The 16,416-nt window shown below is 66.4% G+C and carries 15 protein-coding genes and 1 tRNA gene; 12 read left to right on the top strand and 4 right to left on the bottom strand.

The window, feature by feature from the left end:
• Positions 1-87 precede the first annotated feature (87 nt).
• The 8 genes from ABN028_RS21400 to ABN028_RS21365 all read left to right on the top strand — a co-directional run bounded on the left by ABN028_RS21400 (position 88) and on the right by ABN028_RS21365 (position 8,497).
• Positions 88-1,125 (top strand): phosphotransferase, encoded by a 1,038-nt coding sequence (locus ABN028_RS21400; protein ID WP_349697850.1) that lies wholly within the window; start codon positions 88-90, stop codon positions 1,123-1,125.
• 98 nt (positions 1,126-1,223) lie between these two features.
• Complete coding sequence (locus ABN028_RS21395) at positions 1,224-2,135, top strand: cation diffusion facilitator family transporter (protein WP_349330995.1); 912 nt, start codon at positions 1,224-1,226, stop codon at positions 2,133-2,135.
• 90 nt (positions 2,136-2,225) lie between these two features.
• The gene (locus ABN028_RS21390) at positions 2,226-3,317 is read left to right on the top strand and encodes a thiamine pyrophosphate-dependent enzyme (RefSeq protein ID WP_349330996.1); all 1,092 of its coding nucleotides are present in this window, start codon (positions 2,226-2,228) and stop codon (positions 3,315-3,317) included.
• Between the two features lie 299 nt (positions 3,318-3,616).
• A complete protein-coding gene (gene soxR, locus ABN028_RS21385; RefSeq protein WP_349330997.1) occupies positions 3,617-4,243 on the top strand; it encodes a redox-sensitive transcriptional activator SoxR in 627 nt (208 codons plus the stop codon).
• Positions 4,244-4,504: 261 nt separating this feature from the next.
• Positions 4,505-5,944, top strand: coding sequence for an ABC transporter substrate-binding protein (locus ABN028_RS21380; protein ID WP_349697849.1), 1,440 nt, complete (start codon positions 4,505-4,507; stop codon positions 5,942-5,944).
• Between the two features lie 26 nt (positions 5,945-5,970).
• Entirely contained in the window at positions 5,971-6,909 is a 939-nt protein-coding gene (locus ABN028_RS21375; protein WP_349330999.1) for a carbohydrate ABC transporter permease, read from the top strand.
• Positions 6,910-7,048: 139 nt separating this feature from the next.
• On the top strand, positions 7,049-7,924 hold the full coding sequence (locus ABN028_RS21370) for a carbohydrate ABC transporter permease (protein ID WP_349331000.1): 876 nt from the start codon (positions 7,049-7,051) through the stop codon (positions 7,922-7,924).
• Between the two features lie 99 nt (positions 7,925-8,023).
• Entirely contained in the window at positions 8,024-8,497 is a 474-nt protein-coding gene (locus ABN028_RS21365; protein ID WP_349331001.1) for a hypothetical protein, read from the top strand.
• A 382-nt stretch (positions 8,498-8,879) separates the two neighbouring features.
• On the opposite strand, the gene ABN028_RS21360 is transcribed toward ABN028_RS21365, so the two are convergent.
• Positions 8,880-10,475: an LCP family glycopolymer transferase gene (locus tag ABN028_RS21360; RefSeq protein WP_349331002.1), complete on the bottom strand. Its 1,596-nt coding sequence runs from the start codon at positions 10,473-10,475 to the stop codon at positions 8,880-8,882.
• A 268-nt stretch (positions 10,476-10,743) separates the two neighbouring features.
• Between ABN028_RS21360 and ABN028_RS21355 the strand changes: the two genes are divergently transcribed.
• Positions 10,744-12,423 (top strand): long-chain fatty acid--CoA ligase, encoded by a 1,680-nt coding sequence (locus ABN028_RS21355; protein ID WP_349697848.1) that lies wholly within the window; start codon positions 10,744-10,746, stop codon positions 12,421-12,423.
• Positions 12,424-12,526: 103 nt separating this feature from the next.
• A complete protein-coding gene (locus tag ABN028_RS21350) occupies positions 12,527-12,733 on the top strand; it encodes a hypothetical protein (protein WP_349331004.1) in 207 nt (68 codons plus the stop codon).
• A gap of 170 nt (positions 12,734-12,903) precedes the next feature.
• Here the strand turns inward: ABN028_RS21350 and ABN028_RS21345 are convergent, their stop codons facing one another.
• On the bottom strand, positions 12,904-13,566 hold the full coding sequence (locus tag ABN028_RS21345) for a phosphoribosyltransferase (RefSeq protein WP_349331005.1): 663 nt from the start codon (positions 13,564-13,566) through the stop codon (positions 12,904-12,906).
• Positions 13,567-13,717: 151 nt separating this feature from the next.
• Here ABN028_RS21345 and ABN028_RS21340 point away from each other — a divergent pair.
• Positions 13,718-13,807 (top strand) — tRNA-Ser (locus tag ABN028_RS21340).
• Positions 13,808-13,810: 3 nt separating this feature from the next.
• Here the strand turns inward: ABN028_RS21340 and ABN028_RS21335 are convergent.
• A complete protein-coding gene (locus ABN028_RS21335) occupies positions 13,811-14,461 on the bottom strand; it encodes a tyrosine-type recombinase/integrase (RefSeq protein WP_349697924.1) in 651 nt (216 codons plus the stop codon).
• Entirely contained in the window at positions 14,350-14,649 is a 300-nt protein-coding gene (locus ABN028_RS21330; protein WP_349331012.1) for a hypothetical protein, read from the bottom strand. The genes ABN028_RS21335 and ABN028_RS21330 overlap by 112 nt, the downstream gene beginning before the upstream one ends.
• Positions 14,650-15,764: 1,115 nt before the next feature.
• On the opposite strand from ABN028_RS21330, the gene ABN028_RS21325 reads away from it, so the two are divergent.
• Positions 15,765-16,416 (top strand): HAMP domain-containing protein (locus ABN028_RS21325; RefSeq protein ID WP_349697847.1); only part of this gene is annotated, 652 nt, incomplete at its 3' end.

Below are 16,416 nucleotides of genomic sequence, written 5' to 3'. Positions count from 1 at the left end.
CGCCCGCCCGGGTGACGTGGTCGACAGAATCATCGACTCTGCACAGTGTTGGTCGACGCGGACCGGCGCGCTCGCTAGCGTGATCAGATGCCCGCGCCGCCGCCCGTGTCCTCAACCGAGGCATCCACTCCGCATCCGCCGTCGCCGTCGGCGGCCATGATCGCCCAGGCGTTCGACCTCGGGCGGCCGATCGAGGCGCTGGTTCCTCACAGGTACGGCACCCACGAGACGTGGGCGCTCGCCACCATGGCGGGGCGCTTCCTCGTGAAGCGGCTGTGGGTCGGACCTGACCCGGAGTGGCGGCCGGACCTCGAACGCGCGATGGCGTTCGAGGTCCGCGCCTGTCACGCGGGGATCGACGCTCCTCGACCGATCGAGCCGCGCGCCCCGGCGTTCGGGTGCGCGACCCGCGTGCACGGGTTCGGCGTGTTCCGGGCGTACGAATGGATCGACCATCGTCCGGTCGACAAGGACGACGACCTGGGTGAGTGGCTCGGTGCGACGCTGGCCCGGCTGCATCAGCTGGAGCCGCTCGACGCCACGCCGGAGCCGCAGTCGTACGGCCTGTTCCCCGCTGTCCGCTGGCACGCCTGGCTCGCCGACGGCGAGGCACAGGGGCGGCTGTGGGCGCCTGCCCTGCGCAAACACCTGGCCGACATCCTCGACGCGTCCCGCTGGATCGGCGAGGCGTTCGCCGAGGCCGGCGGATACGTGGTGACGCACCGCGCCGTGGAACCGTGGAACGTCCTGATCTCCGAACGCGGTCCGGTCCTCATCGACTGGGACACCTCCGGTCCCGACAGTGCCCCGCTCGAGGCCGCCCACGCGCTGTTGGACTTCGCCGCCTTCGGCCGTTCGGCACCGGACGCGGCGATGGTGCGCCGCGCGCTGTCGGCCTACACAGCGGAGGGTGGTGCCGCGCCCGGTACCGGTCGGGCCGTGATCGCCCGCCGGGTGGGGCTCCGGCTCACCCGACTGGCCGAACGCCTGGAGGTGACGCTCGGGCTCGTCGACCACCGCTCGATCGAACCGATGCAGGCGGACGTCCGGGCCAGGGAGCAGATCGAGGAACTGCCCGACCTGGTCATGCGCCTCACCGGGTGGTCCACGCTCCTCGCGACCTGAGCCCGCACCTCTCGCCGAGCGGGTAGGAGAGATCCCGGACGCCACCGGCCAGGCGTAGGAAAGACTGGGGGCCACGACGTACGGGAGACAGCGGCACGATGAGTCACGGGCACAACCACGGCACGGTGACCGGCGCTCACCGCGGCCGGTTGGTCGCCGTTCTCGCGTTCACGGTGGCCGTCCTGGTGATCGAGGCGGTCGGCGCGGTGCTGTCGGGGTCGCTGGCGCTGCTCGCCGACGCGGGGCACATGGCGACGGACGCGGCCGGCGTCACGATGGCGCTGATCGCCATCACCCTCGCCCAGCGCGCGCCGACCGCCAGGCGTACCTTCGGATGGCAGCGGGCCGAGATCCTCGCCGCCGTCATCAACGCCGTGCTGCTGTTCGGTCTCGCCCTCTACATCCTCGTCGAGGCGGTACGACGCCTGCTCGACCCGCCCGAGGTCGCGTCGACGTTGATGCTGGTCGTCGCGGTGATCGGCCTGGTGGCCAACACCGCGTCGCTCCTGCTCCTGCACCGTGCACAGTCGGAGTCGTTGAACATCCGGGGCGCCTACCTCGAGGTGCTCGGCGACCTCGTCGGCTCGGTCGCGGTCGTCGTGGCGGCGGTCGTGATCGCCGCCACGGGATGGGTCGCGGCGGACGCCGTGGCATCAATCGCGGTCGGCGTCGTCATCCTGCCGCGGGCATGGGTGCTCCTCCGCGACGCCGTCGATGTCCTGCTGGAGACGGCGCCCAAGGGAGTCGACCTCGATCATGTGCGCGATCACATCTGTTGTGTCGCTGGTGTCCTCGAGGTCCACGACCTGCACGCCTGGACGATCACCTCCGGGCTTCCGGTCCTGTCCGCCCATGTGGTCGTCGACGACGCCACCATCGCCGGCGGACAGACCGGCAAGGTGCTCGACGCGCTCCGCGCCTGCCTTGCGCATCACTTCGATGTCGAACACTCGACGTTCCAGATTGAGTCGGTCGAGCATCGCGGCCACGAGGGCGCCGTGCACGACTGAGCCTTCGCTGATTTGTCGGGCCAATCAGCGGCATGGTGCAACCCCTCTCCTGCGGCAGCGGTTTCCTTACGGAGGGAAGAGGGAGGAGTCATGTCCGAAGACCCGACGCTGACTGACGCAACTCGGGTCGAACTGTTCCGCCTCATGATCCTGGTGAGGGCGTTCGACGACGCCGTACGCCGCGAGTTCGAAGCCGCAGCGGCGCGAGATCAGGACCATGACGATCACCCGGCCGGCGACGTCGATCGAGACGGTGACCGGGCCAAGGCCCTGGGGTTGGCGTTTGTCGGGCGGGAGCCCGTGGCCGCCGCAGTGGCGGCACAGCTGCGACCACGCGACGCGGTGACGGCCGTGACGAGGCCGCACCAGCTCGCGGTTGCGCGCGGCTTGGACCTCCACCGCCTGGCGGAGGAGTCGGTCGGCCTGGCGCATCGACACGGGAGCACGCACGGCGTCGGCGCGGAGCGGCCCCAGTCCGGTGGCATCGCGAGCATCGCTCCACCCGCAGGTGGGTCGGCGCAGGACGCCTGGGCCGCCGAGGACCTCCGCTGGACCAGCCCGCTGATGTTGTCGGAGGGCTACCTGTCCGCGCTCGGGCGCGCGTTCGCGTTCCGGGAACGCCGCAGCGGCCAGATCGCGGCGTCGATCGTCGACCGGGCAGTGGCGGACGAGGAAGGTTTCCGGTCGGCCATGACTCTGGCCAATCTTTGGAAACTGCCTGTTGTTTTCGTCGTCGAGGACGACTATGGAACGACCCCACCAATGGCTGCGAGTTCGGGGAGTACCGAGATGGACAGCCTCACCCCCTTGACGACCTATGACATCCCGGGGGAACGTGTGGAGCACAACGCGGTGGAAGCGATCTACACAGCGACCGGGCGCGCAGTGACCCGAGCCAGGTCAGGCGAAGGTCCTTCCCTCGTTGAGGTAGGCACCGTGAGAGTGCGGCAGGAAGACGCCAGCCGGGTTACCGGCTACCTGCCGGATGAGTACGACGTCGTGGCCCAGGACCCGCTCCCGACGTATGAAACCAGCCTGCGACAGCAGGGAACCGTCGAGGACGAACGGCTGGCCCAGATTCGTACCGAGGCGGTTTACCGGGTGTCACAGGCGATCAGAATGGTCGCCGAGAACCAACGCCCCGAAGACTGCCCCCTCTGTGCACGGAAGGTGGCCTCGTGAGTCGACTGTCGAGCGTGCCGGTGCGGTGACCTTGTAGTGAGACGTCCGGGCTGGGTCAGCGCCAGTCCGGTAGGGCCCCAGACCTGTTGGCCCGCAGAATTCTTCTCCGGATAGGCGCGAGCCCGCGCCGGGCCGGTCTAGATCGCCCGCCTCCGCGATCTGGACCGCCCCGACGTTGGCTCGCCGGCCCGGCCCCTTCCCCCGACCCTCACCTATTGTTGAGGTGAAGGTGTGCGTGGCCGCCGGTGAGGTCCTGGCGCTGCCGCGACGTGGCCAAGCCGGATCGGAGTGCTCGGGCGATGGACGATCCCACCTGGGACCAGAAGGAACTCACCGTCGGCCAGCTCGCCGCACGCAGTGGCGTCGCAGTCTCCGCACTGCACTTCTACGAACGGCAGAACCTCATCACCAGCCGGCGTACCTCCGGTAACCAGCGCCGCTACCTGCGTGACACCCTCCGCCGCGTCGCGCTGATCCGGATCGCGCAGCGGGTCGGCATCCCGTTGGCGCATGTGGGAGACGCACTCGCAGAGCTCCCGGACGGTCGCACACCCAACCGGCGGGACTGGGAACGCCTGTCCCGGCGCTGGCGGGCGGAGCTCGACGATCGCATCCGCCAGCTGCAACAACTGCGCGACGACTTCACCGACTGCATTGGGTGCGGGTGCCTTTCCATCGATCGGTGCGCCCTCGCCAACCCCCATGACCGGCTTGCCGCGAGCGGATCGGGACCACGCCGACTCGTCGGTGACGCGGCGCCCGAACCCTCGCCATCCGACCCGTCCTCATCGGCTACGTCCGCATCCCGGCCTTCGGCGTGTACGGAGCCTTCGTCGGGGTCGTCAGTTTCCGGGCAGGTTGAGTGCACCTCATCCCACTGCGGGGAAGGCTCCGAATCTCCCATGAGCGGGTGTGTTCACGCCTGAACGGGCGCAATCGGAGCAACCACTAACGAAGTCCCGTGCTGAACGAATTGCCGACGTAGTAACAGCGATGGGTGGGCATCACTGGTCCCCAGGGACTTGCGCTGGCACCTCAGGCTTCGGCACTATGCGTTACCGAAATTCTTTCAGGACGTCCGAAGCAGGTCACGCTCCTAGCCGCTCAATCCGCCGGCGGCGTACGCTCAGCGCCGCTGGCAGCTCGTTCGGTGGAATAGCGTAAAAACCGCATAGCAACTGCTACATATGCCCACCGGGAATCTCGCAGAAATTCGGCTGATCGGCGTTTGGCGCGTAGGCCGGTTTCTTCTTGTTTTGGCGGGCATCGCCCGAGTATTCGATGTCGAACGCTGTTGGAGGCTACTGGTCATGGCGCCTGTGAGCAGGAGGACCGTCCTGAAGGGGGCCGCTACCGCGGGTGCCGCCGCTGCGGGCGGGTGGCTGTCAGGTTGCGGCGAATCACCTAATTTGAACCGCGGGGCCAAGAAGACGCTGAGCTTTTGGGCATTTACCGACACTCGAACAGCCTGGCAGAAAAAGGCGTGGGAACTGTACAAGAAGGAAAGAAATCCCGACTTCGAGATCGAGTGGCTGGTGTTGCCCTACCAGCAGATGCACGACCAGCTGCTGGTTACCGCGCAGGCGCAGTCCGGTGGGCCAGATATCGTCGATGTCGAGATCGGGCAGTTCGCGCGCTATATCAAAGGCGACGTCATTTTCGCCGACCTCAAGCCGAAGCTCCAGCAGATGGGTGAATGGGACAACCTCTATCACCCGTCCGCGACCGATCCCTGGTCCTGGCAGGGCAAAACCTACGGAGTCGGTAACGAGCTCAATGCCTGCTTGATGAGCTATCGGCACGACGTCTGGGAAAGGGCGGGCGTCAACACCGAGATCGCCACGTGGGAGGAGTTCGTCGAGGAGGCCAGGCGGTTCCACCGCGACACCGGCGACGTGCTCCTGGACCAGGCGTATCTCGACGCCAACCAGTGGTGGCTGCTGACGCTCCAGGGCGGCGGCGGCTACTTCGGCGCTGACGGCAAGCCGGCGTTCAACCAGCCGCCCGGCCTTCGCTCCCTCACGTGGATGCAGGACGCCGTGAAGGACGGCTGGTCGATCCTGACCCCGCAGGGGCAGAGCTACAACATCGCGCTGGAGAAGGGGAAGATCGCCTCCCTGCTCGGACCGTCCTGGCGGTTCAGCGGATTCGTCCAGCAGAACATCCCCAGTACCAAGGGCAAGTGGCACCTGATGCCGTTCCCACGCTGGGAAGCCGGAGGTTCCCGCACGGCGACGTGGGGTGGCACCGGGGTCTCGGTGCTGAAGACCAGCGATTTCGTGGAGGAAGCGATGGACTTCGTGCTCTTCGAGCACACCACCACCGAGGCGCTGATGTACGACTTCGCCGGTCGGCAGGTCTGGCCCACCTACCGGCCGGCATTCCAGGAGTCCAAGCTCAACGAGCCGCTGGAGTTCTTCGACAACCAACGGGTGGGCCAGTTGATCAACGAGGTGTCTCCCGAGATCAACAACGCCTACTCGTCCCCTTACTACCAGGAGGCGACGAGCGCGCTCGTCCGAATCGGCGTGACGCCGGCCATGCAGAACCTCAACATTCCGCCGAAGACGGCGCTGACCAACGCCCAGAACGAAGCCCTGGACACCATCGAATTCGTGACGGCGTAGCTCCTGAGAAGGGAAACTGACCCGCTATGGCATCGACGACTCTCGTGACCCGCCTGAGCCGGCCACTGTGGCCAGCTCGAGAGTGGTGGTGGCGCCGTCAGCGACGTGTTGCGCCCTACCTGTTCATCGCGCCGTTCTTCATCCTGTTCGCGATCTTCGGCCTGTATCCGATCCTCTACTCGTTCATCCTCAGCTTCACCAAAGGCTTCGGGTTCGAGGAACGGTCGTTCTTCGGACTGGGGAACTATCTGCACCTGTTGGGTGACGAGCGCTTCGGCATGGCGATGCGCAACACCACGATCTACGCACTCGGCAGCGTCTTTTTGATCGGCGGGGTCTCGCTGCTGCTCGCGCTTGGGATCAACTCGCGCCTGGTGCGGTGGAAGACGTTCTTCCGGACGGCCTTCTTCTTCCCCGTCCTCACCTCCGAGGTCATCATCGCGGTCATCGCGTTCCGGATCCTGGACGAGAACGCCGGCCTGCTCAACTACGGCCTGAAAGGTCTTGGCCTGGATTCGATCGCGTGGCTCACCGATCCGAAGGTGGTGATGTTCTCCATCGTCCTGATCGGTATCTGGACCTGGACCGGCATCAACGCGTTGTACTGGATGGCCGGCCTCAACGCCATCGACGAGGACTACTACGAGGCGGCCGCCATTGACGGTGCAAGTCGCTGGCAGTCCTTCTGGCACATCACGCTGCCGCTCCTGCGGCCAATCGCGCTGTTCGTCGTGTTGCAGGCCATCATCGGTTCCTACAACCTGTTCGCGTTGCCGCTCCTGCTGACCCAAGGCGGCCCGTCCGATGCATCGCTGACGGTGACGCTCTACATCTACAACCAGGGCTTCCAGTTCTTCAATGTGGGATACGCCAGCGCCATCGCCTACGTGATGACGTTCTTCCTGCTGGCCGTGTCCGCGATCAATATCAAGGTCTTCGGTGGTTGGGCGTCTCCCGGTGAGTAAGGCAATCGTGTCCAGTCTGGGTCCCCGACCAGAGAGGCATCTTCTGTGATGAGTGAGGCTGTAGTGATGACTCAGGTTGTAGTGATGGCTCAGGCTGTTGTGACGGCTGGGGCTGTAGTGAGGAGTGGGGAGGGTAACCATGGCGGTCGCTGACAAAGTGCTGATGCGTGACCTGAGGGCGCGCGCTCCCCGCCGGTGGAACGTCATCGTGGCGGCAGTCGTGCTCAACGCGGTGCTGCTGCTCGGCGTCGTGATCGAGGCACTGCCCTACCTCTACATGGCGTTCGGTGCGTTCAAGCCGAATGAGGAGATCTTCTCCGAAGAGTTCGCACTCTTCCCCCAGGCCTGGACCTGGACCAACATGTACGAGTTGGTCGTCGGATTCCCGATGCTGCGGTGGGCACTCAACACCACGATCGTGGCGGTGGTCGGCACGGCTCTCACCGTGACGCTGGCGTCGTTGGCAGGATTCGCATTCGCCAAGCACGAGTTCCGGTTCAAGAACCAGTTGCTGGTCATCATGCTGGTCACGATTCTGTTGCCGACCCAGGTGCTGCTGGTGCCACAGTTCGAGATCATGCGTACGCTCGGCTGGTTCAACACCTATGAGGGTCTGATCATCCCGCGCGCGGTGACGGCGTTCGGGATCATCCTGATGCGGCAATACACCCTTTCGGTACCGAACGAACTGCTGGATGCCGCGCGCGTCGACGGTGCGACAGAGTTCCGGATCTGGTGGCGCATCGTCCTGCCGTTGGTGCGGCCGGGTGTCGCCGTACTCGGAATTCTCACCTTCCTCGGGCTCTGGAACGACTTCTTCTGGCCGCTGGTCATCACCACCGACCCGAACATGTTCGTGATGAACCTCGGCATCGCCTCGCTCGTCGGGCCGTACGACTTCCGCTACGGAATGTTGCTGTCCGGGGCGCTGCTGGCGTCATTGCCGGTGATCCTCGTGTTCATCTTCTTCCAGAAGCAGTTCGTCTCCGGCCTCACCCGGGGCGCCCTGAAGTAGGAGTGCGCACGGCGCCACCCATGGTGGTGGCGCCGTGCGCAACGCCAGCCGGGTGAAGGGGCGTCAGCCGTCCCGGGGCCGCGTGACAGACTCGTGCGCATGCCTGAGAAGCCGACGAAATTCCGCCTGCGTCCGGCGTTGCGCCTCCGGGTCGTCGGCATGGCCTGCCTCTGGCTCGGTCTCGCTCTCCTGCTGGACGTCCTGCGGCGGAGCGTTCCGGCGCTCGACCGGCCGGCGCTGCTGGCGGTGGAGTGGCTCCTCGTCGCGATCTTCGCGGTCGTCGCGGGCTGGGTCGCGTGGACGATGCTCAGCCGTGGCGCGCCGCTCGCGATGGACGCCGCCGGCTTCCGCAACCAGACCACGTGGCGCCGCGACAGCGTGCGAACCGCGCGGTGGACCGACGTCGCGGACGTACGCCGGGTCGACGGCGCGGCGGGCACCGTCTTCGTCCTCGAGCTCGCAGACGGGCGGAGCAGCCTGATCGCCTCCCGGCTACTCGACGTACCAGCCCAGACCCTGGAGGAACAGCTTCGGGACCGGTTGAACGACGCACACGGCTACCGCCCGCTCTAGGCGTTACCGCCCACACATCGTGGACACTGGGCGGACGGGCGACCCGCGAAGGGCCTGGTCACCAGGCCGTATGAGGGTCCCCTCATCCAAGACGCCGAGGTCATGCGTACGACATCCGTCCACCACGACCGGGTCACAGAGCACCGCTTTGATTACAAATTAGAGTCGACTCAAAGCTGAGCGTAACCCTTTGGTTCGACGCATCGTTGAACAGCATGATTGCGCCATCCCTCCATGGTGTGTCACCACGCGCCGCCTCGGCTCCCACGCCCCCCACGGGAGCTGGGGCGGCGCGCTGCTTTGGGCCGTTGCTCGGAGCCGCCGTCATCGGGCGCCGCCCGGCCCGTCGGCGGAATCGGCCGCCGGTGATCGCCGGGTTGGGTCAGTCGACCGCCGGGTGGTAGGCGCAGGCGTCGTCGAGCGAGTCACCGCCGGGCGCTGGCGTGCGACTCGTGCTCGGCGACGGGGACGCCGAGTCGTCGGAGTCGTCCGTCGGCGTCGGCGACGGCGTGGCGTCCGGGGATCCGGTTTCGTCCGGTGCGGGCTTCGGATCCTGCCCGGGGTCCGACACCTGTTCGGTGCCGCTGCTCCTGATCGCCTTGGCCACCATGGACCGGATCAGGTCGTAGTCGGGGTCCCAGGGACGGATGATCGTGTTCGTGAACGCGATGCTCTTGACCTGGGCCCCGCGCTGCACCTTCATCGACAGGTCGACGAACGCGGGAAGAAGCGAGCCTGGGATATCGGTGAAGACGATGTCCTTCGAACTCTGCGCGATCGACTCGTAGCGGGTGAGGACCTTGCCCGGCTCAGCCTGGTCGATGATCGCCTTCATCGTGCAGCGCTGGCGTTCCATCCGGTGATAGTCGTCGGAGCCGTAGCGGCCGCGCGCGAACCATAGGGCGTTGTAGCCGTTGAGGTGCTGGTTCGGCCCGGGTTCGAGCCAGTCACTCGGCTCGACGCCCTCGTCCGACGAGCCACCGATCGCGACGCGTTCGTTGATGTTGACGGTGATCCCGCCGAGTGCGTTGATGAGTTCCTTGAAGCCCTCGAGATTGATGAGGACGAAGTAGTCGAGCTGGATCCCGAGTGCCGCGCCGACCGCGAGCTTCGTAGCGTCGGCGCCGGGGTTGTCGCTGTCGAGTAGCCCAGGATGCTGCTGCGGGACGTTCTCGTAGATCGAGTTGACCATCCACTCCAGCCGGTCGCCCGAACCGTCGTACGTGCCCTCTGGATAGGCGTCGGCGAGGACGGAGTCCGGCGGGAACGGCACCTTCTCGAGGTTGCGAGGCAGGCTGAAGAGGACCGTGTCGCCGGTCTCGGTGTTGATGCTCGCCACCTGCAGGCTGTCCGGCCGGATACCGATCCTGCCCTTGCCGCCGTCGCCACCCAGGAGGAGAACGTTGACCCGGTCCTGGCCGCCCCACGGATCCTTCTGGGTGACGTTCTTCGGCCGGGTGGCGCTCCTGCTGTCCTCGCCGGCGAAGACGTGCTCGACCAGGCCCCGCTGCACGCCGGCGTACCTGCCGCCGACCGCGAGTGGAAGGAGGATGACCAGAGCCAGCGCGACGATCATGCCGGAGCCGGCGAGCCGCTGCGCCACGCTCGCACGGTCGGGGCGCAGCGACCGGTAGGTGCCGACGATCACGCTGATCCACGCGAGTCCGAGGACCGGGAGCACCACACTGATCACATTGAGCGCCTCGGGCCGAACAGCCCAGTGCATGAGCTCGCGTAGCTGGGTGGTGGCGAGGTAGACCGCCCCGGCGGTGAGGAGCAGGTAGACGAAGAAGATCAGCGAGCCCAGCCGGCGACGGTTGGCCGCCATCAGTCCGGTACCAGGGAGCAGTGTTCCGATTACGGTGAGTCCCAGTGCAAGGCCGAACGACATCGACGGACGGCGCGGCCGCATTGGCGGCCGCGGCCCGACGGGGCCGCGCCGCGGCACACCGTACTCGTCCCGGACAGACTCAGACATTGACCGTATTCAATCCCACTCGGCTGGCAATCGTTCGGGACCACTGATTATCGTTCGGGACCACGCAAAACACACCTGGCCGGCCGTCAACCGGGCTGGCCAGGTCTTTCTTACCCAAGCTCGACGAACGAACTCGCCGTGAGGTTGCCGCCCATATCGGACAGTTTGCCACCGAAGGTTGGCCGTACAAAGGCACGCACAAACCTGTTGGTCGGCAGCGCGGGCTGCCAAGATCGGCCGTACGACGGTTGCCGACGAGGAGGTCGCCTTGCGCAGCACGATGCTCGACGTCCCGCTCACCATCGGATCGCTGACGCATCACGGCAGCACGGTCCACGGACGGACAGGGTCCGTGGCGACGCTGACGGCCGACGGCGTACGGCGGGCACCGTATGCCGAGGTGGCCCGCAACGCCGCCCGCCTCGCGCACGCCCTCCGCGGGCTCGGCGTCACCGCCGACCAGCGGGTCGCGACGTTCATGTGGAACAACCAGGAGCACCTCGAGGCGTACCTCGCCGTCCCGTCGATGGGGGCGGTGCTGCATCCCCTGAACATCCGGTTGCCCTCCGACCAGGTTGCCTACATCGCCAACCACGCGGAAGACTTTGTTGTCCTGGTGGATGCCACGCTACTCTCGGCGTTCGCCCCTGTCCTGCCGTCGCTCACGACGGTGCGCCACCTCGTGGTCGTGGGCGACAACGCCGCGGAAACTGCCAGCACTGTGCAAGGCAAAGCACCTGGCGTCGAGGTCCATGCGTACTCCGATCTGCTCACCGGGCAGCCCGACACCTTCGACTGGCCCGACACCGACGAGCGGTCAGCGGCCGCGATGTGCTACTCGTCGGGGACGACCGGCAATCCCAAGGGCGTGGTGTACTCGCATCGGTCTGTCGTCCTGCATTCCATGGGGATCGCGCTCGGCGACGCACTGGCGATCGGGTCGAACGACCGGGCGCTGCCTGTGGTGCCGATGTTCCACGTCCTCGCGTGGGGGATTCCTCATGCCTGCTTCCTGGTTGGGGCATCGCTGGTGCTGCCGGACCGGTTCATGACGCCGGAACCGCTCGCCAGACTGGTGGAGGACGAACGCGTGACCCTCGCGGGGGCCGTGCCCAGCGTGTGGGGCGGGGTCCTGCAGTATCTCGACGCCAATCCCGACACCGACTGGTCCAGCCTGCGCGACGTCATCGTCGGCGGTTCGGCGTGCCCACGAACGCTCATGGAGGGTTTCGAACGCCATGGCGTACGCATCCTGCACGCGTGGGGCATGACGGAGACCTCGCCGGTGGCGACCGTCGCAGTGCCGCCGGAGTACTCCGTCGGCGAGAGGCGGTGGCGCTACCGGTTGTCCCAGGGCCGCCTGGTGTCCCTCGTCGAAGCCCGGGTGGTGACACCTGACGGCGCGGTCGCGCCGTGGAACGGCGAGACCGTCGGCGAAGTGGAGGTACGCGGACCGTGGATCACCGGCAGCTATTACGGCGAGGACGCGTCGGACCGGTTCGACGACGGGTGGCTGCGGACGGGCGACGTGGGACACCTCGACGCTGACGGGTTTCTCACCCTGACCGACCGGGCGAAGGATGTGATCAAGTCCGGGGGAGAGTGGATTTCGTCGGTGCAGTTGGAGAACCTCCTCATGGGTCACCCGTCGGTCGCGGAGGCCTCGGTGGTGGGCGTACCCGACGAGCGTTGGGGAGAGCGGCCGCTGGCCACGGTTGTCGTACGTACCGGTGAGTCGGTGACAGCGCAGCAGCTGCGCGACTTCCTGGTGGGGCAGGTGGCTCGCTGGCAGCTGCCGGAACGTTGGTCCTTCGTGGCGGAGGTGCCGAAGACGAGCGTCGGGAAGTTCGACAAGAAGGTTCTCAGACAGCGTTATGCCGAAGGCGATCTGGTCGTCGAGACGCTCACTCCGCCTGCGCGCCAAGCTGGTGCTGCTGACGAGGAGTGAGCGCTTGTGAGGTATTGGCGCTATTCGTTCACTTTTCGGTTTACCCCTTCTGCATTGGGTAGTCGGACCACTGCTGTCCGTATTGTCTAGTGGAAGGACTGTCATGAAGAAGCTGCTTTCGGCGGCAAGTATCGCGGCCATCGTCGCGGTACCGACGCTCGCGACGCCGGCGTCGGCGAGCACGATCGCGCCGACGGGGGATTCGTCCCTGCTCGACCACCTCGGCCTCGGCCTCGATGTCGCCCTGTCCGCAGCGGTCCAGGTCGGGGATCTCCTCGCCGCCGCCCTGGGCCTCGGGGTGGGGCTCTAGCCCGAGGTTCGAGTATCACCAGTGAGGGCCCTTTCTCACAGCCGAGGAAGGGCCCTCGCCATCGCGTTGGCCTTGACTAGCCTTGCAGGCAAGGGTTCTGGGACGTCCGACGAGCACTGTCGGGCAGGGAACTCGGGCGACCCGTGAACCCTGTCTCGCCGGGGGTCCAGTCAGGGATGGGCCTGGAGTAGAGCGCGCACCTCGTCGTCCGACGTCGGGCGGAAATCCCGGTACCACCGACCGACCGCCTCGAACGGATCCGGCGTCAGCGGGCAGACGATCTCGTCGACCACATCGGTGAACTCGCGCAACGCCTGCGCCGGCGCGACCGGGACGGCGAGCACCACCCGCGCCGGATCGAGACGCCGGACGGCCACCGCCGCAGCGCGGGCGGTAGCCCCGGTCGCTACGCCGTCGTCGACGAGGACGACGATCCGCCCGGCGAGCGGCGCCGGCGGTCTGTCTCCGCGGTATGCGGCCTCCCGCCGGGCCAGTTCGGCAAGTTCCTGCCGACTTACCTCGTCGATCTCGTCGGGGCGAATCCCGAGTTGTCGTACGACATCATCGTTGAGTACGCGAACCGCGCCGCTCGCCACCGCCCCCATCGCGAGCTCCGGGTGCCAGGGGACGCCGAGCTTGCGTACGCAGAAGACGTCGAGGGGAGCGCCCAGGCGTTCGGCCACGGCGGCGGCGGTAACGACGCCTCCTCGGGGGAGACCCAGAATGGTGAGGTCGGCACGCCCGGAGTAGGCCGCGAGCTGGTCTGCCAGCTGGCGACCCGCGTCATAACGGTCGGTGTAGCCGGCCGTGCGTACTCCGCTTCGCCTGGTCATGGCGGCACCTCTTAGGCACCGTACCTCGCCAGCGCCGGGCGAGCACCGCCCCGCCCCGGTTGTTCGGGCCGGATCGTCGGCATCGGCAATGCGCTTTGCCCGGTCGGTGGGGCGACCGCTACCCTGATCCGGCATGTTGGCTTCTGCCAGGGGAGGCGTCGCCTAGTCCGGTCTATGGCGCCCGCCTGCTAAGCGGGTTGAGGGCTCAACCCTCTCGCGGGTTCAAATCCCGCCGCCTCCGCTCTCACCAGGGCAAACGCCCGACACCGGCACCGGGCCGATCCCCACCGAGTGGGGCGGCCCGGCGCCTTGGTCTCAGTTTGGTCTCATTGGTCCTGCCCGGCGGCTTGGCGACCGAGCCGTTCGAGTCGTCGACGTCCCACAGGAGCCCATCGATTCGCTCGGCCACTCCCCGTCGGATCGGGTCGGTCACGTGCTGGTAGCGCGCGGCCATAGCGGTCGTCGACCATCCCATGATCGACATGACGGTTCGCTCAGGAACGCCGAGGACCAGGAGGAAGGTCGCGGCCGAATGTCGTGCATCGTGCAGACGGCCGTTGCGCACACCTGCCTTCTTCAGCAGCGCCTTCCACTGGTGGTAGTCGGTGTTCGGGTTGACCGGAGCACCAACCGGGGACGTGAAGACCCAGCCACCCTCGGACCGGAGGTTGCGCGCAAACGCACGCTCGGCAGCCTGCTCATCGCGGTGCCGCTGTAGCAGGATCACGAGCTGGTCGGGCAGACCGATCCGGCGCCGGCCTGCCCGAGACTTGGTGGCCTTCGTTACGGGTCGTGCTGGACGACGTGCCGGACACGAGCCGGCACGCTGCCCACACTTGCCACCACAGCCATGTACGTACTTCGGCCGAAGCCGACTCCGTCGCACCCACAGCACGCCGTTTGCAAGGTCGACATCCTCCCAACGGAGCCCGAGTGCTTCGCCCTGACGAAGACCGAGGCGAGCGCCACCGCCCACCGCGCGCTGTTGCGTGGCAACTCTGCGGCGACCTTCAGCAGCCGCTTCACCTCGCCGACGTCGTACGGCTCGACTTCGGTCTCCGGAAGCGTGGGAGCCCTGGCCACGGATGCTGGGTTAGTTGCAAGGTGCCATTGACGTACTGCTTCGTTCAGAGCGGTTCTGATCGTCCGGTGTACGTGATGGGCGTTGCCGGCCGCGGCACCGATTCGTTGCATCCTCGCGTAGAGCCCCTCGAGGTGCTCTGGTTCAAGTCGGTCAAGTCGGTGCGCACCGATACCGGGGGTCAGATGAGTCTCGACATCTCCGAGGTACCCGGCATGAGTGTTGTCGCCGATATGCGGCGGCACTGCGATGTTCTCGATCCAGTGTGTGAGCCACAGCCAGCGAGGACGCGGGCTTGGTGCCATGCTGATCGACTGGGCCAACTACGCCGCGCAGCGCGACGTTCCGGCCAAGCCCGCACACCCACAAGCTAGCCGGCCTACGAGTTCCATGCCTCGCCTCGCCAGACTCAGGGACCGCGCACGAGCTCGTTGTTTCGGGCGAGGACGGTCATCGGATCCTGCTGTACAACCCAGGAACCGGATGGCGACTCCGCGACTTCTACTCGCACCCCATCGCACCTGGACCAGCCAGCCCAGTCTCCAGGCGGGACAGCTCTACCACATCTGCCACGAAGCCCCGCCTGATACCCCTTGCCGGGTCTTTCTCAAAGGCGATATCGACGCCTGGCATATCCCAACCTCGTAAGCTAACCCCGCAGTACCGAGTCGCGCGGGAAGTATTACGGAATACTCGGCCGTGGGCATTGCGGGTCGAACCTCTTGTTGTGCGCCGCCTCATGCCCAACAGGGTCGCCCCCTGCGTCGAAACGCTGAGTCCCTCTGAAGCCTGCCATCGCATGCCCAGTTCCGGACGCGTACCATCATTGGGTGGACACGACCACCGCCTGCAGTCCTTATCGCTTATCCTCCCTTTGGGGTGGTTGATCGTCTCATTTTGATCGTGTGCCTAGGCGAGTTGGAAACGATGCCCGGCATAGGATTTGAAGTGAAGTGTTAGCAACGTAGGAATACATTTGCTTAAGTGGAAATTCGTGCGGAAGGTCGTTGCAGCTGACCGCGTCAAGGCTGCAACGCTAGCGAACGCTACGCGCCGTGTTGCCCACGGGCTTCGCCAGTCGATACATGACAGGGCGAGGCAGGCACATTCGGAGAGGATGACCTTCCGCTCAATCTCCCATGTAGTGGGCGAAGGGGCTATGTCTCGTCGCCCGACGGATCCCCGGCCGACTGCCGAACTCGGTCGTGTCCTTACTGCGGTGGCTGAGGGGGATCTGTCCCAGCGGATGCACGTGCCATCGAGGTCAATGCCTTCCGACCACGAGATGGTCACTTTGGGCGCGACGGTGAATAGGATGGTCGACCAGCTGTCACTGTTCGCCGATGAGGTCACCCGCGTAGCTCATGAAGTCGGCACTGAGGGCCGGCTCGGTGGACAGGCGCGGGTACCTGGGGTCGCGGGCACTTGGCGCAGCTTGACCGACTCGGTGAACTCCATGGCGGCCAACCTCACCGCCCAGGTGCGCGACGTCTCCCATGTCGCTACCGCAGTTGCCCGCGGTGACCTGAGCCAAAAGATCGACGTGGACGCCGACGGTGAGATCCTCCAACTCAAGTCCACTATCAACACCATGGTCGACCAACTGTCCCAATTCGCCGGGGAGGTCACCCGGGTCGCCCGCGAAGTCGGCACTGAGGGCCGGCTCGGAGGACAGGCGCGGGTACCTGGTGTTGCCGGCACTTGGAAAAACCTCACCGACAGCGTCAACTTCATGGCGGCCAACCTCACCGCCCAGGTGCGCGACGTCT

The organism is Actinopolymorpha sp. B17G11 (genome assembly GCF_040196095.1).
In the GTDB taxonomy this organism is placed as follows: domain Bacteria; phylum Actinomycetota; class Actinomycetes; order Propionibacteriales; family Actinopolymorphaceae; genus Thermasporomyces.
This window is presented reverse-complemented; position numbering and strand designations above follow the sequence as displayed.